Here is a 19,919-nt window from a genome sequence, read left to right as displayed (position 1 = left end):
GTTACTTTGGGTTATGTTATTTTACCTACAGTTGGCGGGCGCGTTGGCAGGTGTAGCGGCCTTTGCCTGGTTCGCGCAGTGCTCGCTGGGCATCATGCGGTTTCGGCAATTCTCGACCGCCGGTCTGTTGCAGTTGTGGACGGGCAACATCGATACCCGGCAACTGATCACGGCCAATAGCCAAGCACCAGGCAAGATCGAGAAGGACCTGGTAAAAGCTGTCATCAGCTACAAACGCAGCCGCACGGTGCTTTACGCCGCTCTATTGGTCAACGTGATCATCTTTTTAGCGCATACCTTATTTAGCCTTCAATAGCTTGGCCGCCTCGGCAGCTACCACCTGGCCTGATATGAGTGCCGGCGGAACACCCGGACCAGGTACCGTGAGCTGACCGGTATAGAGCATGTTACTGATCTTTTTGGCGCGCATGGCCGGTTTTAAAAAGGCCGTTTGGGTAAGCGTGTTGGCTAATCCGTAAGCGTTACCTTTAAAAGAATGGTAGTCAGAAGTAAAATCGTTCATGGCGTAGCTGCGCTTTACCACGATGTTATCCCGAATGCTTTGCCCGGTGATGTTTTCAAAACGGGTAAGCATCAGGTCGAAGTATTTTTCGCGCAGGGTCTCGTCATCATGTAAGCCCGGGGCCAGCGGCATCAAAAAGAACAGATTCTCACAACCTTCAGGCGCCACATGGGCATCCGTTTTGGATGGGCACGATACATAGAACAACGGCTTGGTAGGCCATTTAGGGTCGGCATAGATCTCGCGCGCGTGCAGGTCAAAATCCTCATCAAAAAAGAGGTTATGGTGCTGTACGCCATCCACCCGCTTGTTAACGCCAATGTAATAGAGCAAGCTTGACGGCGACATGGTACGCGTATCCCAGTATTTGGCGCTGTAATTACGGTGCGGCTTATCGATCAGGTGTTGGTCCACGTACTCGTAATCGGCCCCGGCGATCACCAGGTCGGCCGTGAGGGTGCCTTTATTGGTGTAGATGTCGGTAGCACGACCATCATCTACTTTAATATGAGCCACCTCGGTGTTGAGCCTGATGTCGACCCCGTATTCTTTGGCCAGTTTCACCATGCCCTGCACGATCTGGTTCATGCCGCCCTGCGGGTACCAGGTGCCCAGAGCCAGGTCGGCGTAGTTCATCATGCTGTACATGGCCGGGGTATCTTGCGGGGTAGCGCCCAGGAACAATACCGGGAACTCCAGCATCTTGATCAGTTTGGGGTCTTTGAAGAACTGGCGCACGTGCTTGCTCATGCTGGTGAGCAGTTGTATGCCCAGGCTCTTTTTCAGCAAGCCAAGATCCATGTACTCGGCCAATGAGTGCGATGGCTTGAACACGTATTCGCCCATGCCCACCTCGTACTTGTACTTGGCCTGTGCCAGGAACTCGCGCAGGCGGGCGGCGCTGCCAGGCTCATGCTGCTCGAACATGGCCTCCAACTCGGGCATACCGGCTGGCACGTCCATCAGATCGTTAGCGCCGTACCAAATGCGGTAACCTGGATCAAGGCGGGTAAGCTCGTAATAGTCTGAAGGCTTTTTACCGAACAGCCCAAAATACTGCTCGAACACATCAGGCATCCAGTACCAGCTCGGGCCCATATCAAAAACGAAACCGTCCTTTTCCCATACCCGCGCCCGGCCTCCCGGTTGATCGTTCTTTTCAAGGATGATGACCTCGTGGCCCTCTTTGGCCAGCAGCGTGGCCGCTGCCAGACCGGCAAAGCCGGCCCCTATCACAATAACTTTATTTTGGTACATGCCGTGTTTACAAGCGAAAATTAAACAAAATGTTTCGGCCGCCGAACAAACAATTACTTTGTTTTATATGTACATTTGAGATATAACATCTGCCCTTCCCATGAATTTATTTGACGATACCAGCTTCGAATGCAGCAAAGTATTCACCACCAGATACAGCACCTCGTTCAGTAAAGGTATCATGGCCTTCGATAAGCGCTTCAGAGCGCCTATTTACGCCATATATGGTTACGTACGCTGCGCCGATGAGATCGTTGACACTTTTCATGACCATGACAAACGGCAACTGATGGCCAATTTCAGGGCTGATACCTTTATAGCCCTGCACCAGGGTATCAGTTTGAACCCCATCCTGCATGCCTTTCAAAAAGTGGTAAAGGATTACAACATCGAAGAAGAACTGATCAACGCTTTTTTATGCTCGATGGAGATGGACCTTGACCTGACCACCTGTACCGACCAGAGCTACGAGAAGTACATTTACGGATCGGCCGAGGTGGTGGGCCTGATGTGCCTGCGCGTTTTTTGCGAGAACGACGCCGACCTTTACGATCAACTGCGCCCAATGGCCCGCAGCCTGGGCTCGGCCTTCCAAAAGGTGAACTTTTTGCGCGATGTGAAGGCCGATTTGGAAGAACGCGGCCGCACCTATTTCCCGCTGGTGGACCTAAAGCACTTCAGCGAGGCCGATAAACAGCAGATCGAGGCCAATATACGCCAGGACTTTGATGACGCCTACGAGGGCATTAAACGTTTACCGAAAGGTACCCGTTTAGGCGTTTACATCGCTTATACCTATTACCGCCAGTTATTCGAGAAGATATGCCGCACACCGGCCAACGTGATCCTGCAAAAACGGATCAGGGTGTCTGACACGCAAAAGCTGGCCCTGTATTTTAAAGCGCTTGTACAGCAAAAACTTAACGTGATCTGATGAGGGTGCTATACCCGATCTGGTGTTCGTTATTGCCGCTGCTGTTACTCACCAACCTTGCCTTTGCCGATATCCCCGAACCCAAAGTGATCCGCAGGCAGCTTTTACAGGCGCTTGAGAAAAAAACACTTACCGACTCGTTATACACCGTACTTACCGCCGAAGCTGATAAAAGCCCGCTTACCGTGGCTTACATTGGAGCCGTACAGGCCCTGAAGGCCAAGCATGCCTGGAACCCGTACTATAAGGTGAAGTACTTGAACGATGCAGAAAAGACCTTTAAGACCGCCGTTAGCCGCGAACCCGATAATATCGAGATCCGCTTTATGCGCTTCTCGATCGAGCATAACGTGCCGGGCTTTTTGGGTTATAACAAGAATTTGACCGCCGATCGTGATGCCATGATCACCCAACTCAATAAAAAGCACTACACCTCGGCCGATCCCGAGCTGGTGCATACCATCATTAAGTTTTTGATCGATAGCGACCGTTGTACACCCGCGCAGGTACAAAAGCTGCGCAGCCAATTAGCTGCCCAGTAAATGACCTACGCTTACCTCCTGATCAACTTCCTGACCATCCTGTTCCCTATACTGCTGTCATTTGATAAGCGGGTAGCCTTTCATAAAAGCTGGCGCTACATTTGGCCGGGAATGGCTATCACAGGGCTCATCTTCCTGTTTTGGGACGTGCTATTTACCATTAAAGGGGTTTGGTGGTTCAACAGCGAGTACATCACCGGCATCAAATTCATGCAGTTACCGTTGGAAGAGATCCTGTTCTTTTTAACGGTCCCTTTTTCGTGCATCTTTATTTATGCCTGCCTTAACTACTACGTTAAGTGGAGCCCGCCGGTAAGCCTGGTGCGCTGGCTATCGACCTTATTGGTGATGCTGTGCATCGTGCTGCTCATGATGTATTACGACAGGATATACACCACCGTTACCTTTGGGTTGCTGCTGGTACTAATCCTGATCGTACAATTTATACGGCCATCGTACTGGTTAGGGCGTTTTTATATGGCCTATGCGGTATCGTTACTTCCGTTCTACCTCGTGAATGGGCTGCTCACCAGTATCCCTATCGTGCTGTACAATAACCACGAGAATATGGCCATTAGGGTAGGTACCATACCGCTCGAAGATCACTTTTACTCTATGGCCTTACTGATGATGAACGTGGGCTTTTTTGAATACTTTAAACGCCGCGCCAACCGATCATGACCGAACTGCCTGCCTATACCCGCTCCCAACTGGCCCTGCGCAACGGGCAGGACAAGCCGCAGATCTGGGTGGCCTACCAGGGGCTGATCTATGATGTGACCGCCAGCCGCCTATGGCACAACGGCAAGCACTATGAGCACTGGGCCGGCCAGGACCTCACCGAAGAACTATCGGGTGCACCGCACACCGAGGAAGTGTTCGGCCGTTTTACCGTCATTGGCGTATTGAAGTAGGTTTTGCAGGCTACTAACCAACAAAAGAAAGGGGCATCCATATTATGAACGCCCCTTTCTTTTTAGAATCTGTATTGGTCTATTTTAACACATCTACCTCTACGTAGCTGTCGTTATAAACGGTGTGGGTAGCTTTGATGTAGTCTGCCTCGGTGGCTTTGTACGGGTTGGACACAAATTTTTGCGGGTTGCGGGCAAATAGCGGGAACGCTGTACTCTGCACCTGGATCATGATGCGGTGACCTTTTTTAAAAGTATGCAGCACATCCTGCAGCTTCAAGTTCACGTTAGCTTTTTGACCGGGAACAAATGCCTCTGGCTTTTCAAAGCTGTTACGGAAACGGCCGGGCATGATCTCAGACCGTACCATTTGCTGGTAGTTGGCCAAAATGATGTTCTTGTTAGGCATGTAAGCGTGGTTAGGCTCATCGGAAGGGTAAACATCGATCAGCTTCACGATCCAGTCGGCATCGGTACCGGTGGTGGCCACTTTAAGGTGCGCCATGATCTCGCCACCCAGGGTCACATCATCCTTCAGCACATCGCTCTGGAACACCAATACATCAGGCCTGCGGCCGGCAAAGCGCTGATCCTCGCTCATGTAGTTGCGCGGAGTAAAGCCCATGGTGGTGGTATTATCCTCGGTGTAAGGAACCGGCTTTAACGGATCGCTGATGAATGATACTGAACCATTACCTTCAGGCTGGCTCATAGGCAGCTTTCCATCGGCACCTAAATAAAGCTTCTCTTTAACGGCGTTGGCTACCGGCCATTGCGCAAAGGTGGCCCACTCCTTTTTACCGGTGTTGTACATGTAGGCTTTTGGCAAACCACTCTCTTTGCTGCCGTTCCCTTTCAGGAAGTGCTCGAAGAATTTGGCCTCGATGTTCCGTTGGTAAAAGGTGGCAATGCTATCGCCAAAGTACACGTTGCTGTGCAGGGTATGCCCACGCTCGCGGCCCCAGCCGCCATGATCAAATGGCCCCATCACAATGGTATTGTAGGCTTGCGGGGTGGTCTTGTTAATGGTCTTGAATATGGCCAGCGGACCGCGCAGATCTTCGGCATCATACCATCCGCCTACCACCATAATGGCAGGTTTAATATCTTTTAAATGGCGCAGCAGGTCGCGTTTTTGCCAAAACTCATCATAGTTAGGGTGGTTAACGGTCTCCTGCCAGTAAAAGTTGTCTTTGTAATATTTGTCGGCGTTGGTCAAAGGCCCCATATCCAGCAGGAACTGGTAGCCATCCTTTTGACCTTTGGTATCAAGCATGGTGTACCAGGCCTTACTGGTGGTATCGGTCTTTTGCACGCCGAATACCGGGTAGGTGAAAAAGTAAGATTCCAACAAGGCACCGTTATGATGAAAATCATCGAACCAAAAATCAGAGATCGGAGCCTGCGGCGATGAGGCCTTTAAAGCCGGGTGGCCCGACAAAGCACCCGCCGCAGTGTAAAAGCCCGGATAAGAACCGCCCCACTGGCCCACGCGGCCATTGTTGAACTGCACGTTCTTCACCAGCCAGTCAATGGTGTCATAAGTATCTGAACCTTCGTCAACGTCCTTTTTGCTCTTTTTGTTATCGATCACGGGCGTCATGTTGGTCCAGGTGCCCTGGCTTTTGTAGCGGCCACGCACATCCTGGTAAACCACGATGTAGCCTTGCTTCATCATCGTTTCTGACGGGCCAAGGCGGGCCGGGAATTGATCGGCACCGTAAGGCGCAACGCTGTAGCAGGTACGCTGCATCACCATGGGATACTTTTTTTGTGGCGAGGCATCTTTAGGCGTATAAATGGCGGTGAATAGTTTGATGCCATCGCGCATGGTGATGTATACTTCCTTTTTGGTGTAATGCGTGGAAGCATAGTTGGTACCCTGCGCAAAAGCGGCCGTACAGGTAACGCTGAAGGCCAGCAGCCATAAGCAAATCGTTCTCATTTGTTTCGAATTATAGTTTAGCTGCGTTAAAGATAAGCTTAAACCCCTTTGCTACCTAACATAACGGCCTACCGGTTGTACGGATACTCATTGACCCAGTGGAAACCCCGGCTGGTGAGCCTGAATTTCTTCTCGTCAAAGCGGTGGAGTTTGACGTTTACAGTATCACCTTTATAAAAACCTTTCAGCAGCAGTGTATCTTTCGGGATGCGTGCATAATGCAGCTTGTATTTATGCAGGGTGTCGGTCGCGCTGTAAACGGTAGCGAGCTTTTTGGCGGTATCGACCTCGAAGTTAAGGTTACGTACGCTATCATTCATCAAATAGGCACGTGCGGTGCCTTTATAATTGATCACCAGCCTGCGCCAGCGGGTGGTGTCAGTGATCAGTGGGGCCACGGTGTCTTTGCCGCGCACAAAACTTTTCACCTCGTAAATACCGTAAAGTGGCGGCTTGGAGGCATGGTCGCCATAGTTGTTATAGCCATAGAAAAGATTGCTCACATCGCTGGCGATCACATAAGCGATCACCAGGTATTTGAGAGTGGCCATGGTGATGTTCTTCCACTTTTTACGGAACCGCATAGGCGTCAGGTTGGCCGGCTGTGCCGGGCGGTTCAGGATCAGCAAATTGAGGAAACGGCCGGCATCTTTACTGAGGATGAACAGGCACATGATGGTAAGCAAGGTGGATACGATCTTAACCGGAACATCAAAGCAATAATTAATGGCCATGATATTGGCCGACACCACGAAGCCGATCAGCGCACCCAGCGCCGTGGTGCGGCGGAAGAGCAGCAGGATGCCGCAGCTTAGTTCGGCCAGTCCGGTAAAGTAGTTATAGCCCTCGCTAAAGCCCATGAACGTCCACGCCAGGCCCATAGGGGATGAGTTGCCGTAGGGTTGCAGCAAACGGTACAGGTTTGGGTACGGGAACTGCAATTTGATCACCTTTACCCCGCCATAACTGATCATGGTGAACGCCACATAGAACCGCACCACCACGACGAGCCAATAGTACAGCTTAGTATAATTACAAGGCCCGCGCCTGATCGCCGACCATACCGTGGCGCCCACCAGTGCTGATATTGCGCACACGAGCAGCACGATATAGTCGTAAGTGGTATCGCCGCTGCCGTTGGTAAAGGTGGTGATCGGTTGGGGTAGGTGCAGTACATGGGCGCCCAGCCATACCACCAACCCGTGCATGGGCTGTATGTAGCTATCGTAAAACACGTTTAGCAAAGGCACCGCCCCATTCGGTACGAAGAACACGAACAGGATAAAGAACACGAAAAAGAACCGGAAAGCGAATTTAAGCCCGAACGGCCAAGGCGTGTGGTGGTCGGCAGCAAGATCGGTCATAATGGTGATGGATAGGATGAGGTTAAAGTAATGATCTTTTGTTATATAGCGAAATGCTCTGCGGCGCCCATTTGGTATTTAGTGAGAGTCGAATTAAAGTGAACAGTACTACCAGGGCACCGAACTACCGACCACTCACCCCTCACTACTCACCTCTCACCCCACATCCCCCCACATTCTTTTACTCAAATATTACCTGTTTTACCCGGTGTAGTATTACCTTTGGGCACCAACAAAATATCTTACCGTTATGCAATATGATGTTATCGTAATAGGTTCGGGTCCGGGTGGCTATGTGGCTGCTATACGCTGCGCCCAACTGGGTCTGAAAACGGCCATGATCGAGAAATACAGCACCTTTGGTGGCACCTGCTTAAATGTGGGCTGTATCCCGTCAAAAGCCCTGCTTGATTCGAGCGAGCACTACCACAATGCTGCTCACACGTTCAAGACCCACGGCATTAACCTGGATAACCTTTCGGTAGACTTCAAGCAAATGATCACCCGCAAAAATGAGGTAGTTGCACAAACCACCGGCGGTATCACTTTCCTGATGAAGAAGAACAAGGTAACCACTTACCAAGGTGTAGGTTCATTTAAGGACAAGAACACCATCGTGGTTAAAAAGGCCGATGGTACCGAAGAGACCCTGACCACCAAAAATGTGATCATCGCTACCGGTTCGAAGCCGTCGTCGTTACCATTTTTACCGATCGATAAAAAACGTGTCATCACCTCTACCGAGGCCCTTACCCTGCCTGAGGTACCTAAACATCTGGTGCTGATCGGCGGTGGTGTGATCGGCCTGGAACTGGGTTCGGTATACGCCCGTTTGGGTGCCAAAGTATCAGTGATCGAGTTCATGGATTCGATCATCCCGACCATGGATAAAGGTTTGGGTAAAGAACTGAAGAAAAGCCTTGAGAAGATCGGCATGGAATTTTACCTGGGGCACAAAGTGACCGGCGCTAAAGTTGAAGGCGACGAAGTGACCGTTAGCTTTGACACCCCGAAAGGCGAAAGCAAAGAGCTGAAAGGCGACTACTGCCTGGTGGCCGTTGGCCGTGTAGCATATACCGATGGTTTAGGTTTAGAGAACATTGGAATCACCGTAGAAGAACGCGGCAAAAAGATCACTGTTGACGAGCACCTGGAGACCAAGGTAAAAGGCATTTACGCCATTGGCGACGTGATCCGCGGCGCTATGCTGGCTCACAAAGCTGAGGACGAAGGTACTTTTGTGGCCGAGATCATTGCCGGTCAAAAACCACATATCAACTATAACCTGATACCTGGTGTGGTGTATACCTGGCCAGAGGTTGCCAGCGTTGGCCAAACCGAGGAGCAACTGAAAGAACAAGGCGTTAAATACAAGGCCGGCTCGTTCCCGTTCAAGGCCAGTGGCCGTGCACGTGCCAGCATGGATATAGATGGTTTTGTTAAAGTACTGGCCGATGCCACTACCGACGAGATACTAGGCGTACACATGATCGGTCCGCGTGCGGCCGATATGATCGCCGAGGGTGTGGTTGCTATGGAGTTCCGTGCCAGCGCTGAGGACGTGACCCGCATGAGCCACGCTCACCCCACCTATACCGAGGCCATTCGTGAGGCTTGCTTAGCCGCTACCGATAACCGCGCTATACACATTTAAGATCACGGTATAGTGTTTTAACCATACCTCCAGAATAATTAAAAGCTGCAAGTGACCCTTGCAGCTTTTTTCGTTTAAGTTCCTCCGTTCCCTCTTCCAATAAAAGTTCACAAAAACCTTGCAATTGCTAATTTTTTTAGTATATTAGTGGTATTGAAAGTGCATTTCCCGATGCACTGCTCTCTTGCTGTTTAGATAGATTCAGACCTTTCGTTATGGCAAGCATCTGTCAACACTTCGGTTCGATTTACGGACCGGTTCAAATCGACTTTTATTTTATCATATACCCCAACACACACCCATGGATCTTAAAGTAGTACGCTCTGTATTCACTCCTACCGCCACCTTTGGCAAAATGTATCTCAATGGCCAATTTTATGCTTACACCTGCGAGGACACCGTGCGCGACCTCAAAGCCGATGGCAGCGGCAAGGTGCACAGCAAAACCGCGATCGACTACGGCAAATACGAGGTTATCCTTAGCTACAGTAACCGCTTCAAAAAGTACCTGCCGTTGCTGCTCAACGTCAAATGGTTCGCCGGTATACGCATACATGGTGGCAATACGCCCGATAACACCGAAGGCTGCATACTGGTAGGCGAGAATGGCGACATGAAGACCCGCATCTGGAATTGCGCCAGCAAGGTGAACAACCTGGTAGCGCTGCTCAAAAGCATCGAGAAAAAAGAAAAGATGTGGATCGAGATCGTTAAGGGCTGAGCCGGCCTACTTCCCCCCTATTAAATGCAAAAAGCCTTTCAGGAGATGATCCTGAAAGGCTTTTATATTTTGGTGCCTAACGTTACGTTTAGTGGATGCCCATGAACAAACGGTTCCAGCGGATCTTGCTGAAGAAACTACCGTTGGTATCCCAGCTCATCCAAACGAACAGGGCCTTACCCACGATGTGGTCCTCAGGTACGAAACCCCAAAAGCGCGAATCGTATGAGTTGTGGCGGTTATCACCCATCATCCAGTAGTAGTCCATTTTAAAGGTGTAGCTGTCGGTCTTTTGGCCGTTGATCAAAATATCGGCACCTTTTACTTCCAGCTTGTTGCCTTCGTAAACGGTGATGGCACGTTTATAGAACGGCAGGGTCAGGCTATCAAGTTTAACGGTCCAGCCTTTTTTAGGGATAATGATCGGCCCATAGTTGTCCTGGTTCCATTTAGCGTAATGCTTGTCATTCGGGAACACCTCACCACCGTACTCTACCGAGTCTTTTGGCGTGATGTGTGGTTTTACCGAGGTCACGTTGCTGTAGTTCTTTAAGGCCGCGGCCGAGGCCTTGGTCATGGTAAGCAGCGTATTATAATCTGACAGGGAAATGTGCAGCTCATCGATCAGCTTAGGGTTAAGGCCCGAGCCGCTCACGTTCACATCATAGTTGATCTGACCTTCGGGCGGGTTAGGATTGGCCTTGCCGTTCACGAATACCTGTGCATCAGCAATGGATAAGGTATCGCCCGGGGTACCCTGGCAACGTTTGATGTAGTTCTCGCGCTTATCTACCGGGCGGTAAAAAGGCGAATCGGCCTCCATTGGGTAGTTAAATACCACTACATCGCCTTTTTTAATGTGGCTTAACCCCGGCAAACGGTAGTAAGGTAATTTGATGCCATCCCAGTAAGCTTTGGTATTAATGATCGGCATGGTATGATGCGCGAATGGGAACGCGATAGGCGTCATGGGCGTGCGGGCACCGTAATTGACCTTGCTCACGAATAAAAAGTCGCCCACCAATAAGGAGCGCTCCATTGATTCGGTTGGTATGGTATACGCTTCGATGAACAGCGTACGGATCAGCGTAGCGGCAACCACTGCAAATATGATAGCGTCGGTCCACTCGCGGGCCGCGCTTTTCTTCTTCTTTGTCTGGTCGTTAGTATTTTTATTCCAGAATTTCCAATTCATTTGGTCGTACAGTTTATATCGATCAGGCGTTAAAGTTAAACATATCGGTCACCTGATAAAATCCTTTTTTATCGCTCACCCATTCGGCCGCCAGCACAGCGCCTAAAGCAAAGCCGTTACGGTTATGCGCCGTGTGCTTGAACTCGATGCTGTCCACTTCCGAGTCATACATCACAGTATGGGTACCCGGCACGTTCTCGATCCGGAGAGATTCGATCAGCAGCTCGTTGTTCTGTAACAGGTCGTCGGTCGGTGCTGCGCTATCATCCACCAGCACGTTCTTCCAGTTCTGCTTGGCTTCCAGCCCATCGATGATGCCTTCGGCAATGGTAATGGCCGTTCCGCTTGGCGAGTCGAGCTTTTGGGTGTGGTGTATCTCCTCTACCTGCACATCATAGTACGGGTATTTGTTCATGATCTTGGCCAGTATGCGGTTCACGTGAAAAAACACGTTAACCCCCACGCTGTAGTTAGATCCGTAAAGCAAAGTGCCGTTGGTATCAATACATTTCTGCTTCACCTCATCCAGCTGCTCGTACCAGCCGGTGGTGCCCACTATAATGGGTATGCCCGCTTCAAAACAACGGTCAATATTGGCTAACACGGTGCCCGGCGTACTGAACTCGATGGCCACATCGGCCTGTTTCAGGTTCTCGGGCGTGGCCTCGTGTACATTGTCTTTATCTATTTTGAGTACGATCTGGTGGTTGCGGTCAGTGGCGATCTTTTCAATGATCTTGCCCATTTTGCCGTAGCCCAATAATGCGATCTTCATTTTTTGTAAGGGAGTGTTTATTGCGACAGAACAGTTTATTGGCTTATCTCATGGTAAAGGTAAGCTTTATGACCGGCATAACCGCAGGAATATTACCGGCATACATGGGCCCGGCAGGCAGCACGCCCGGCGTTACCTTGAAACTCAGGTCGCGGTCCATGGTGTAGGAGTGTATGAATTTGGCATCGATGTAGGCATCGATCATTTGAATGCCCCATGCGCCCACTATACCCAGTATACTGAGCTGCATATTACGCTGGTAACCGTTCACGGCATTCTCGAGCACCGAGGTAGTATAGCCGCTATTGGCCAGCAACTGCTTCACCAGCGGAGTATCATCGCTGGAGGCCGGTTCACCGCTTTGCCTTAAACGGTATGCCCTCAGGAATTGCTTTTGATAGCGCACGTTGAACTCAACGGCCACACCCAGCAAACCCAGGCCACCATAAATGATCGGCACTTTCCACCAGCGGCCGTTGTATAACTGCCCCCAACCCGGTATAATGCCCGAGCGCTTGAAGGCCAGGCTTGGGCTGTGGGTACTATCGGGGCGGTATATCTTTTTATTTTTGGAGGTGATCTTTTCGGTGATGACCGGCTTACCCAAAATGGAATCGCGCTTGCGCTGCTGCACCTGGGCAGGGTCCTTCACCTTAACGGTATCAGGCTTTTGAGCATACAAGGCTCCCCACGTAAGGATGAGCGATAGGGTAAGCAGCAGCCTGTTCATCATTTATTGGTCAAGCATTTCGAGTATACGGCCCAGATCATCTTCCGATAGGAAAGGGATCTCGATACGGCCGGCGCCCTTAGGGCTAATGGTCAGTTTTACACGGGTGCTAAAACGCGAGGCCAGGTCATCCTGAATCTTTTGCACCTGGTAGGATAGTGGCTCAGGCTTGCGGCCTTCTTTCTTTTCGCCACCATTTTGCAGGGCGCGCACCATCTCCTCTACCTTACGTACCGATAGCCCGTACTGCAGGATCTGCTGGTGCAGGTGTACCTGTTTGATCGGGTCGGCAATGGTGATCAGCGCACGGGCATGGCCCATGCTGATATCGCCATCGCGTATGCTGGCCTGTATGCTTGGCGGCAATTTAAGCAGGCGCAGGTAGTTGTTCACGGTACTGCGGTTCTTGCTCACGCGCTCACCCAGCTCTTCCTGTTTCAGGCTGCACTCATCGATCATACGCTGAAAGCTCAGGGCCACTTCCATGGCGTTCAGATCTTCGCGCTGTATGTTCTCGATCAGGGCCATCTCCAGCATTTGCTGATCGTTGGCCGTGCGTACGTACGCCGGTATGGTATTTAACCCGGCACGTTTAGAGGCACGTAAACGGCGCTCGCCCGATATCAATTGGTACGAGTGCGAGTTTACCCGCCTAACGGTGATGGGTTGGATCAGTCCCTGTACTTTGATGGATTCGGCCAATTCGATCAGGGCCTGCTCATCAAAATCGGTACGGGGCTGAAAAGGATTTATCTCGATCTCGGCTATGCGGATCTCATTCACTGAACCTAAGCTATTACCGGTGTTAACGGTGGTCTCGGGCGATGATGAGAAGCTTTTATGTGATGTTACGCTGGGCGTATCATTCAACAGGGCGCTTAATCCTTTGCCTAATGCTTTCTTTTTGTCTACGCTCATTACTTAACTAATGCTTCCGGACTTGCCTTGCCTGCTGTTTGTTCCAAACCGTTCTTGCGAATGATCTCGCGCGCCAGGTTCAGGTAGTTCACGGCACCTTTACAGGTGGCATCGTGCATGATCACTGATACGCCAAAGCTTGGCGCCTCGCTTAAACGGGTATTACGCTGAATGATGGTATCGAACACCAGGTCCTCAAAGTGCGTGCGCACCTCCTCTACCACCTGGTTGCTCAGCCTCAGCCTTACATCGTACATGGTGAGTAATATACCCTCGATGCTCAGTTGCGGGTTCAGGCGGTTCTGCACGATCTTGATCGTGTTTAGCAACTTGCCTAAACCTTCCAGGGCGAAATATTCGCACTGAACAGGAATGATCACCGAATCGGCCGCGGTAAGGGCATTGATCGTGATCAAACCCAATGATGGCGAGCAATCAATGATGATGAAATCATACTGATCGCGCACCTTATCCAAAATGGCCTTCATCTTATATTCACGATCGGCCAGGTTGATCATCTCTATCTCGGCACCCACCAGGTCGATGTGTGCTGGCAACAGGTCAAGATTCGGAGTTTCGGTGCGTTGGATGGCCTCGGCCGGGTCCACCTGGTTAATGATGCACTCGTAAATGCTGTTCTTGATCGTGCGCGGATCAAAACCTATACCCGAGGTAGAGTTGGCCTGCGGATCAGCATCCACCAGCAACGTCCGGTACTCTAATACGGCCAAACTTGCCGCCAGGTTTATGGACGATGTTGTTTTGCCAACACCCCCTTTTTGGTTAGCCAAAGCAATTATCTTACTCATTTTTTTACCTCAAATATTACAACACGTGCCTTTGCCGGTCGGTCAAAAAAGTGAAGCTAAAAATTTATACTTTCGCTTTTATTTGACCGGGGGCTAAAGATACGAATTTAAACAATTAGGCTGGCTACCCGTCGCGTTAACTTATAAACACTTTTAAATGATCAGCATCATTGCTTCCACCAACCGCCCTGGTAGTTCTACGCTAAAACTGGCCAAATATTATCAGCAGCTTCTTTTAAATAAACAACTGGAAGTTAATGTGCTATCCTTGCAGGACCTGCCCGCTGATTTTATCAAGACCGATATGTTCGGTGCGCGCAGCGAAGCGTTTGAGCCCATACAGCAACTGATCACGGCCACCCAAAAGTTCCTGTTCGTGATACCCGAATACAATGGCAGTTTTCCGGGTGTGTTGAAGGCCTTTATCGACTCGTGTACCTTCCCTGATAGCTTTTATGATAAGAAGGCCGCACTGGTGGGACTGTCGTCAGGCACGTACGGTAACATACGCGGCATCGACCATTTTGCCGGCGTGTGCAGCTACCTGCATTTACACGTTTTGCCCCTGCGCATCCACATCCCCGGCATACGCCAGGAGATGGACGCCGATGGCCAGCTCGTGAACGAACGCACCATCAATTTCGTGAATGAACAGGTGGAAAAGTTCGTGAAGTTTTAAGCTCCGCACGAAACCTACAAAGTAGTGGTCCCATACAGGCCCTCCCCCGGAAGGGAGGCCTTATAAGAAGATATCATTCCAAACTTGAAGTAATTAGTAGAAAAGCGAGGTTCTATGCGACCAAGCATTGAAAGCCCTCACTCACGATCGGTCTGCGTTTGCTGTGGGTTCGGCTTGATGTTGAAACAAATATTTATCATACAGGTTAAGTTCTTATTACATCAATGAACCACACTTCTGTATGAAAAGCAACAACTTACTATTTACCCTGGCTGCTGCCGGTACGCTTTTGGCCAGTTGCCAGCAAAATAAAAAGCCCGACCCGGCCAAGGCCGATACCGTGGCCAGCACCGCCGAGCAGACCGTTGACCTACCACCACCTTACGAGACCAAGTCAGTAAAGAATTTTTGTAAAGTGATCGGCTGGCCTGCCGGCAAAACCCCTACCGCTCCCGAAGGCTTCAAGGTCTCCTTGTATGCCGAAAAGCTGAACAACCCGCGTAACATTTACATAGCCCCTAACGGCGATGTGCTTGTTGCCTTAGCCACCACTGAGGCTAAAGGCCTGAAGAAAGTGGGATCGGCCTTAGTAGGACAGGATGACTCACAAAATATGGGTGACAGCCCTAACCAGATCGTGATCCTGCGCGACAAGGATGGCGACGGCGTGGTTGACAACAAAGGGATGTTTTTAAGCGGCTTGAACCAACCTTTCGGTATGGCCATTATTGGCCGTTACTTTTACGTAGCTAACACCGATGGCTTGTGGCGTTATCCTTACTCTCCCGGCGATACCCGAATCACCAAAGATGGTACACGCATTTTGAAACTTCCTGCCGGTGGCTATAATAATCACTGGACCCGCAACCTGCTGGTGAGTGCCGATAGCAGTAAGATCTATATCACCGTAGGATCAGGCAGTAACGTAGCGGAGCATGGCCTGGCCAATGAAGCTCGTCGCGCCAATATATTGGTGGTAGATAAAGATGGCGCCAACGAAAAGATATACGCCAGCGGGCTGCGTAATCCGGTAGGTGTGGGCTTTTTCCCCGGCACTCAGACCATTTGGACCGCCGTTAACGAGCGCGACGAACTGGGCGATATGCTGGTTCCCGATTACCTGACCAGCGTTAAAGAAGGTGGCTTTTACGGCTGGCCATACGCCTACTTTGGTCAGCATGAGGACCCGCGCCTGAAAGGTCAGCGCCCTGACATGGTGAAAAAGACCATCGTGCCTGACGTGGCTTTGGGTTCTCATACAGCCTCATTAGGCCTGGCATTTTACCCTGATGATGCCTTTGGCGGCAAGTACAAGAACGCGGCCTTTATTGGCCAGCACGGCTCATGGAACAGCTCCAAACTGGTGGGTTACAAAGTAGTGGCCGTACCGTTCAACGGCAGCAAACCCGGTAAACCTGAGGACTTTTTGACCGGCTTTGTTGCCAATGAGGCCAAGAAAGAAGTATACGGTCGCCCGGTGGGTGTGGCCGTGGCTAAGGATGGCTCCCTGCTGGTAGCTGACGATTCAGGCAACAAGATCTGGCGGGTAGCTGCTGCCAAATAAGCGCCGCATTAACACATATATTTTACGATCTAACAAAAGTAGCCCTTGCACCAAAAGGGCTACTTTTGTTTTATTACACCATCTATGATCAAACTGTCTACTTCCATCTGCTTACTGCTATCCATCTCCACCTTTTCCGCTTTTGCCCAGCAACGTGATACCACCGTTACCGACAGCGCCCGAAAACTGCGCTCGGTTATGGTGAGAGGTTACCTGAGCGAACAGCAGATGATCCAGGTGCCTGCCTCAGTAGGCGTGTTAAGCGCTAAACAGCTTACGCTGCAACCCAGTAACTCACTGGTCAGCGCCATGAACACGCTGCCTGGCATCCGCATGGAAGAGCGTACACCGGGCAGTTACCGATTGTCTATCAGGGGAAGTTTGCTTCGGTCGCCGTTCGGGGTGCGTAACGTGAAGATCTACTTTGACGAGATGCCGCTCACCGATGCAGGCGGCAACACCTACCTCAACGCGCTCGATATCGCCGATCTGTATAGCATCGAGGTATTGAAGGGGCCAGATGGCAGCCTCTTCGGGGCTAACTCGGGCGGTGTGGTACTGATCGATCCCGTGAACCGCGGCAACGACAGCAGTACTGCCTCCCTCAACGTCAACGCCGGCTCATACGGTTTGATCCACCAGAACGCGACCGTTCATCAGCGTTGGGGCAGTAACGACCTCAACATTGGCCAGGGCTATCAAAGCTATGATGGTTACCGCGACCATAGCTACATGCGCCGCCATTACTTTCAATTAGCCGACCGTTACCGCTATGGCAAAGGCAACCAGCTCAAGGCCATCGGCTTTTACAGTGACCTGAAATACCAAACACCTGGCGGACTCACGCTGGCACAGTTCGAGGCCAACCCGCGTGCATCGCGGCCGGCCACACCGGCCACGGGCAGCGCCATCGATCAGAACATCGGCATCAGCACCAAGATGCTATATGGCGGCTTGGTGAACGAGGCCCGACTGAGCGACCGCATCCGCAATGTGGCCACCATATTTGGCTCGCATGTGGATTTTGCCAACCCCTTTATCACCAACTACGAGCAACGCACCGAAGGCACCTACGGCGCACGCACCTACTTTGAGCTGAGCAGCTTACCGGCCGTTGCCTTCGAGTGGAAGCTTGACCTGGGCGCCGAGTGGCAGCGCACCAATGCCGATATCAACAATTATGACAACCTGAAAGGCATTAAAGGCAAGCCACAAGCCATTGATGAGGTGAACACCGATCAGCACTTCTTTTTTACGCGCTATGCCGCTACCGTGGCCCGCCGGTTGAACATTGAGGCAGCACTGAGCCTGAACTATTACCAGTATAAGTACCGCAACATTTACCCGCTTTATCAGCCGGGAAGCAACACCAAGAACTTCGACCCGCAACTAATGCCGAGGTTGGCGCTATCTTACCAGATCCTGAGCAATTTTATTTGGAGAGCATCGGTGAGCCGGGGTTACTCCACCCCTACTATTGCCGAAGTTAGGCCTACCAACAACATTGTGAACACCGACCTGCAGCCCGAGAACGGCTGGAACTACGAGACCGGCTTCCGTTTGCGCGACCGCGACGAGACCCTGATGCTGGATGCCTCGGTGTTCTACTACCGGCTCAGCAACTCGATCGTGAACCAGCGCCTGACTAACGAGACGGACTATTTCATCAACGCAGGCGGCACCAGGCAATTAGGTCTTGAACTGAACTTCAGTGCCTGGCTGCTTAAGCCGCAAAGCACAGGCGTGATCAGGGGAGTGCAATTGAATGAGGCGCTTACGGTGAGCCGTTTCAACTTCCGCGATTATCGTGTGAACAATGTGGACTATTCGGGTAACCGCCTTACAGGTGTACCGCGCCAGGTGGTGGTGAGCAGTTTGCAGTTCAGGTTGCCACAGGCCATTTATGTGTTCGTGCAGCATAACTATACCGGCAAGCTGCCCGTTAACGATGCCAACTCGGTTTACGCCAAAGCTTATCACTTATTGCAGGCCAAAGCAGGCTGGCAGTTCAGTGTAGGCAGGGCTACCCGCCTCAACCTGTACGCCGGGGCCGATAACCTGCTCAACCAGCGCTATAGCTTAGGTAACGATCTTAACGCCGTAGGCAACCGCTATTATAACCCGGCACCTTTACGCAATTACTACGCAGGGTTCAGCATCGGTATATAAACAAAAAACGTCTGTTGCACTGGTGTACAACAGACGGTAGCGAACAAATTTATGAATTGAGAATATCTTTTACTTGCTCAGGCGGTACACCTCGCTGCCAGCCAGCAGGAAACAACCCAGACCGTAATCCTCAAAGTCGGGGATATGGTCGTAAGCTACGGGTTGGCCATCTTTCGGCTCTTTGCCGGTGCCTTGTACAAAGCCCAGCATGCCATCAGGGTGCAGGCAATCTTTCACCATGGCGTTCCAGGCCTTGGTGATGATCGGCTGGTAGGTCTTCTTTTTCAGGATGCCGTTGTTAACACCCCAGGCCATACCATAAGCGAACAGCGCCGTACCGGTCAGTTCCTTTCCACCAAAGTGGGTCGGGTCCATCAGGCTAACGTTCCAGTAACCATCTGCTCTTTGTAGAGGCACCAATGCCTCGACCATGTCCTTATACATTGTCAGGTATTCATTGCGGTGCGGCGCGTTCTTTGGCATCACTTCCAACACGCGTACCATGGCGGCCACTACCCAGCCGTTACCGCGCGACCAGTAACAGTTGGCACCGTTAGGCTCTTTGTAGGGCGGAACAAAGTCCTTATCGCGCCACCACAAATGCTCCTGCGGGTTGTACAGGCCATTGCCGCCGTGCTTGGTCTTGGAGTAATTGTAGATCTCGTACATGCGCTCGTAGTAGCGGTCGTCCTTGTAAATGGCGCCTAACTTGGCAAAAACCGGCATGGCCATTTGCAGCGCGTCGATCCAGTTCCAATCATCGATCTTATCACCGGTGAGCATCATGTCGATGTTCTTTTTGATCGGTTCGATGTATTCGGGCTTTTTATCCAGTTCGTACAGCTCGATGTAGGTCTGTCCGCAGCACTGGTTATCGGCGTTGCGGGTGTTCAGTCCGTCGCGTGGTTCCCATTTATGGAAGGTGCCCCAGTCCAGCGCGTACTTCTTATATTTTTGCAGCGGATCGATCTTATGCAACGCCATCAATCCCTCATAGTAAACGGCGCGGGTCCACAAGTTGCTCGACCGTACCTTATTCACGTTGGTTGGGGTAGATGGGTCGGGCCATTTTTTCATGAAGTATTCATTGGCCAGTGCCATATCGCTCACGATCTTGGCTTTGGCAGGCAGCTTTTGCGCCTGCAAAGTTTTCAGTGGGGCGATCAGCATCAAAGCGGCTACCATAAACGGTATCGGTCTTCTCATTCGCATGGTCATTATCGGTT

19 protein-coding genes are annotated in these 19,919 nt (G+C 51.1%); 10 read left to right on the top strand and 9 right to left on the bottom strand.

Annotated elements, in window-relative coordinates; translation table 11 throughout:
* Positions 1 to 13 precede the first annotated feature (13 nt).
* Positions 14 to 316, top strand: a complete 303-nt coding sequence (locus tag LLH06_RS02640; RefSeq protein WP_228171713.1) for a hypothetical protein — start codon at positions 14 to 16, stop codon at positions 314 to 316.
* Here LLH06_RS02640 and LLH06_RS02635 read toward each other — a convergent pair.
* Complete coding sequence (locus LLH06_RS02635; protein ID WP_228171712.1) at positions 299 to 1,780, bottom strand: phytoene desaturase family protein; 1,482 nt, start codon at positions 1,778 to 1,780, stop codon at positions 299 to 301. The two genes, LLH06_RS02640 and LLH06_RS02635, sit on opposite strands and share 18 nt — an antisense overlap.
* 100 nt (positions 1,781 to 1,880) lie before the next feature.
* Here LLH06_RS02635 and LLH06_RS02630 point away from each other — a divergent pair, with 100 nt between their 5' ends.
* Genes LLH06_RS02630 through LLH06_RS02615 form a run of 4 tightly spaced genes read left to right on the top strand, consistent with a single transcriptional unit; the run spans position 1,881 to position 4,170 of the window.
* A complete protein-coding gene (locus tag LLH06_RS02630) occupies positions 1,881 to 2,714 on the top strand; it encodes a phytoene/squalene synthase family protein (RefSeq protein ID WP_228171711.1) in 834 nt (277 codons plus the stop codon).
* Entirely contained in the window at positions 2,714 to 3,256 is a 543-nt protein-coding gene (locus tag LLH06_RS02625; protein WP_228171710.1) for a hypothetical protein, read from the top strand. The genes LLH06_RS02630 and LLH06_RS02625 overlap by 1 nt, the downstream gene beginning before the upstream one ends.
* Positions 3,257 to 3,937 (top strand): lycopene cyclase domain-containing protein, encoded by a 681-nt coding sequence (locus LLH06_RS02620; protein ID WP_228171709.1) that lies wholly within the window; start codon positions 3,257 to 3,259, stop codon positions 3,935 to 3,937. It abuts the gene before it with no gap.
* Complete coding sequence (locus tag LLH06_RS02615) at positions 3,934 to 4,170, top strand: cytochrome b5 domain-containing protein (RefSeq protein WP_228171708.1); 237 nt, start codon at positions 3,934 to 3,936, stop codon at positions 4,168 to 4,170. The genes LLH06_RS02620 and LLH06_RS02615 overlap by 4 nt, the downstream gene beginning before the upstream one ends.
* Before the next feature lie 79 nt (positions 4,171 to 4,249).
* Here the strand turns inward: LLH06_RS02615 and LLH06_RS02610 are convergent, their stop codons facing one another.
* Positions 4,250 to 6,115 carry a CocE/NonD family hydrolase gene (locus LLH06_RS02610; RefSeq protein WP_228171707.1) on the bottom strand — a complete coding sequence of 622 codons (1,866 nt, stop codon included), beginning with the start codon at positions 6,113 to 6,115 and terminating at the stop codon, positions 4,250 to 4,252.
* Positions 6,116 to 6,183: 68 nt separating this feature from the next.
* A complete protein-coding gene (locus LLH06_RS02605) occupies positions 6,184 to 7,479 on the bottom strand; it encodes a hypothetical protein (protein WP_228171706.1) in 1,296 nt (431 codons plus the stop codon).
* 250 nt (positions 7,480 to 7,729) lie between these two features.
* On the opposite strand from LLH06_RS02605, the gene lpdA reads away from it, so the two are divergent.
* Both lpdA and LLH06_RS02595 read left to right on the top strand, forming a co-directional pair.
* The gene (gene lpdA, locus LLH06_RS02600) at positions 7,730 to 9,133 is read left to right on the top strand and encodes a dihydrolipoyl dehydrogenase (RefSeq protein WP_228171705.1); all 1,404 of its coding nucleotides are present in this window, start codon (positions 7,730 to 7,732) and stop codon (positions 9,131 to 9,133) included.
* A 301-nt stretch (positions 9,134 to 9,434) separates the two neighbouring features.
* Positions 9,435 to 9,854 (top strand): DUF5675 family protein, encoded by a 420-nt coding sequence (locus tag LLH06_RS02595; protein WP_228171704.1) that lies wholly within the window; start codon positions 9,435 to 9,437, stop codon positions 9,852 to 9,854.
* Positions 9,855 to 9,942: 88 nt separating this feature from the next.
* Here LLH06_RS02595 and lepB read toward each other — a convergent pair whose 3' ends face one another.
* From lepB to LLH06_RS02570, 5 genes are read right to left on the bottom strand one after another with little or no spacing between them, the layout of a single operon-like run.
* On the bottom strand, positions 9,943 to 11,049 hold the full coding sequence (lepB, locus tag LLH06_RS02590; RefSeq protein ID WP_228171703.1) for a signal peptidase I: 1,107 nt from the start codon (positions 11,047 to 11,049) through the stop codon (positions 9,943 to 9,945).
* 22 nt (positions 11,050 to 11,071) lie between these two features.
* On the bottom strand, positions 11,072 to 11,824 hold the full coding sequence (gene dapB, locus LLH06_RS02585; protein WP_228171702.1) for a 4-hydroxy-tetrahydrodipicolinate reductase: 753 nt from the start codon (positions 11,822 to 11,824) through the stop codon (positions 11,072 to 11,074).
* 43 nt (positions 11,825 to 11,867) lie between these two features.
* A complete protein-coding gene (locus LLH06_RS02580; RefSeq protein ID WP_228171701.1) occupies positions 11,868 to 12,557 on the bottom strand; it encodes a DUF5683 domain-containing protein in 690 nt (229 codons plus the stop codon).
* Positions 12,558 to 13,472, bottom strand: coding sequence for a ParB/RepB/Spo0J family partition protein (locus LLH06_RS02575; protein WP_228171700.1), 915 nt, complete (start codon positions 13,470 to 13,472; stop codon positions 12,558 to 12,560). It abuts the gene before it with no gap.
* On the bottom strand, positions 13,472 to 14,281 hold the full coding sequence (locus tag LLH06_RS02570; protein ID WP_228171699.1) for a ParA family protein: 810 nt from the start codon (positions 14,279 to 14,281) through the stop codon (positions 13,472 to 13,474). Before LLH06_RS02570 ends, LLH06_RS02575 begins: the two co-directional genes overlap by 1 nt.
* 157 nt (positions 14,282 to 14,438) lie before the next feature.
* Between LLH06_RS02570 and LLH06_RS02565 the strand changes: the two genes are divergently transcribed.
* The 3 genes from LLH06_RS02565 (at position 14,439) to LLH06_RS02555 (ending at position 18,693) form a co-directional block, all read left to right on the top strand.
* Positions 14,439 to 14,960: an NADPH-dependent FMN reductase gene (locus LLH06_RS02565; protein ID WP_228171698.1), complete on the top strand. Its 522-nt coding sequence runs from the start codon at positions 14,439 to 14,441 to the stop codon at positions 14,958 to 14,960.
* 241 nt (positions 14,961 to 15,201) lie between these two features.
* A complete protein-coding gene (locus LLH06_RS02560) occupies positions 15,202 to 16,524 on the top strand; it encodes a PQQ-dependent sugar dehydrogenase (RefSeq protein ID WP_228171697.1) in 1,323 nt (440 codons plus the stop codon).
* A gap of 84 nt (positions 16,525 to 16,608) precedes the next feature.
* Positions 16,609 to 18,693, top strand: coding sequence for a TonB-dependent receptor (locus LLH06_RS02555; protein WP_228171696.1), 2,085 nt, complete (start codon positions 16,609 to 16,611; stop codon positions 18,691 to 18,693).
* A gap of 69 nt (positions 18,694 to 18,762) precedes the next feature.
* Here the strand turns inward: LLH06_RS02555 and LLH06_RS02550 are convergent, their stop codons facing one another.
* On the bottom strand, positions 18,763 to 19,899 hold the full coding sequence (locus LLH06_RS02550; protein ID WP_228171695.1) for a glycoside hydrolase family 88/105 protein: 1,137 nt from the start codon (positions 19,897 to 19,899) through the stop codon (positions 18,763 to 18,765).
* Between the last annotated feature and the right edge of the window lie 20 nt (positions 19,900 to 19,919).

Source organism: Mucilaginibacter daejeonensis (genome assembly GCF_020783335.1).
Taxonomy (GTDB): domain Bacteria; phylum Bacteroidota; class Bacteroidia; order Sphingobacteriales; family Sphingobacteriaceae; genus Mucilaginibacter; species Mucilaginibacter daejeonensis.
Note: the sequence above shows the minus strand (reverse complement) of the source record. Positions and strands in the feature narration are given on the sequence as shown.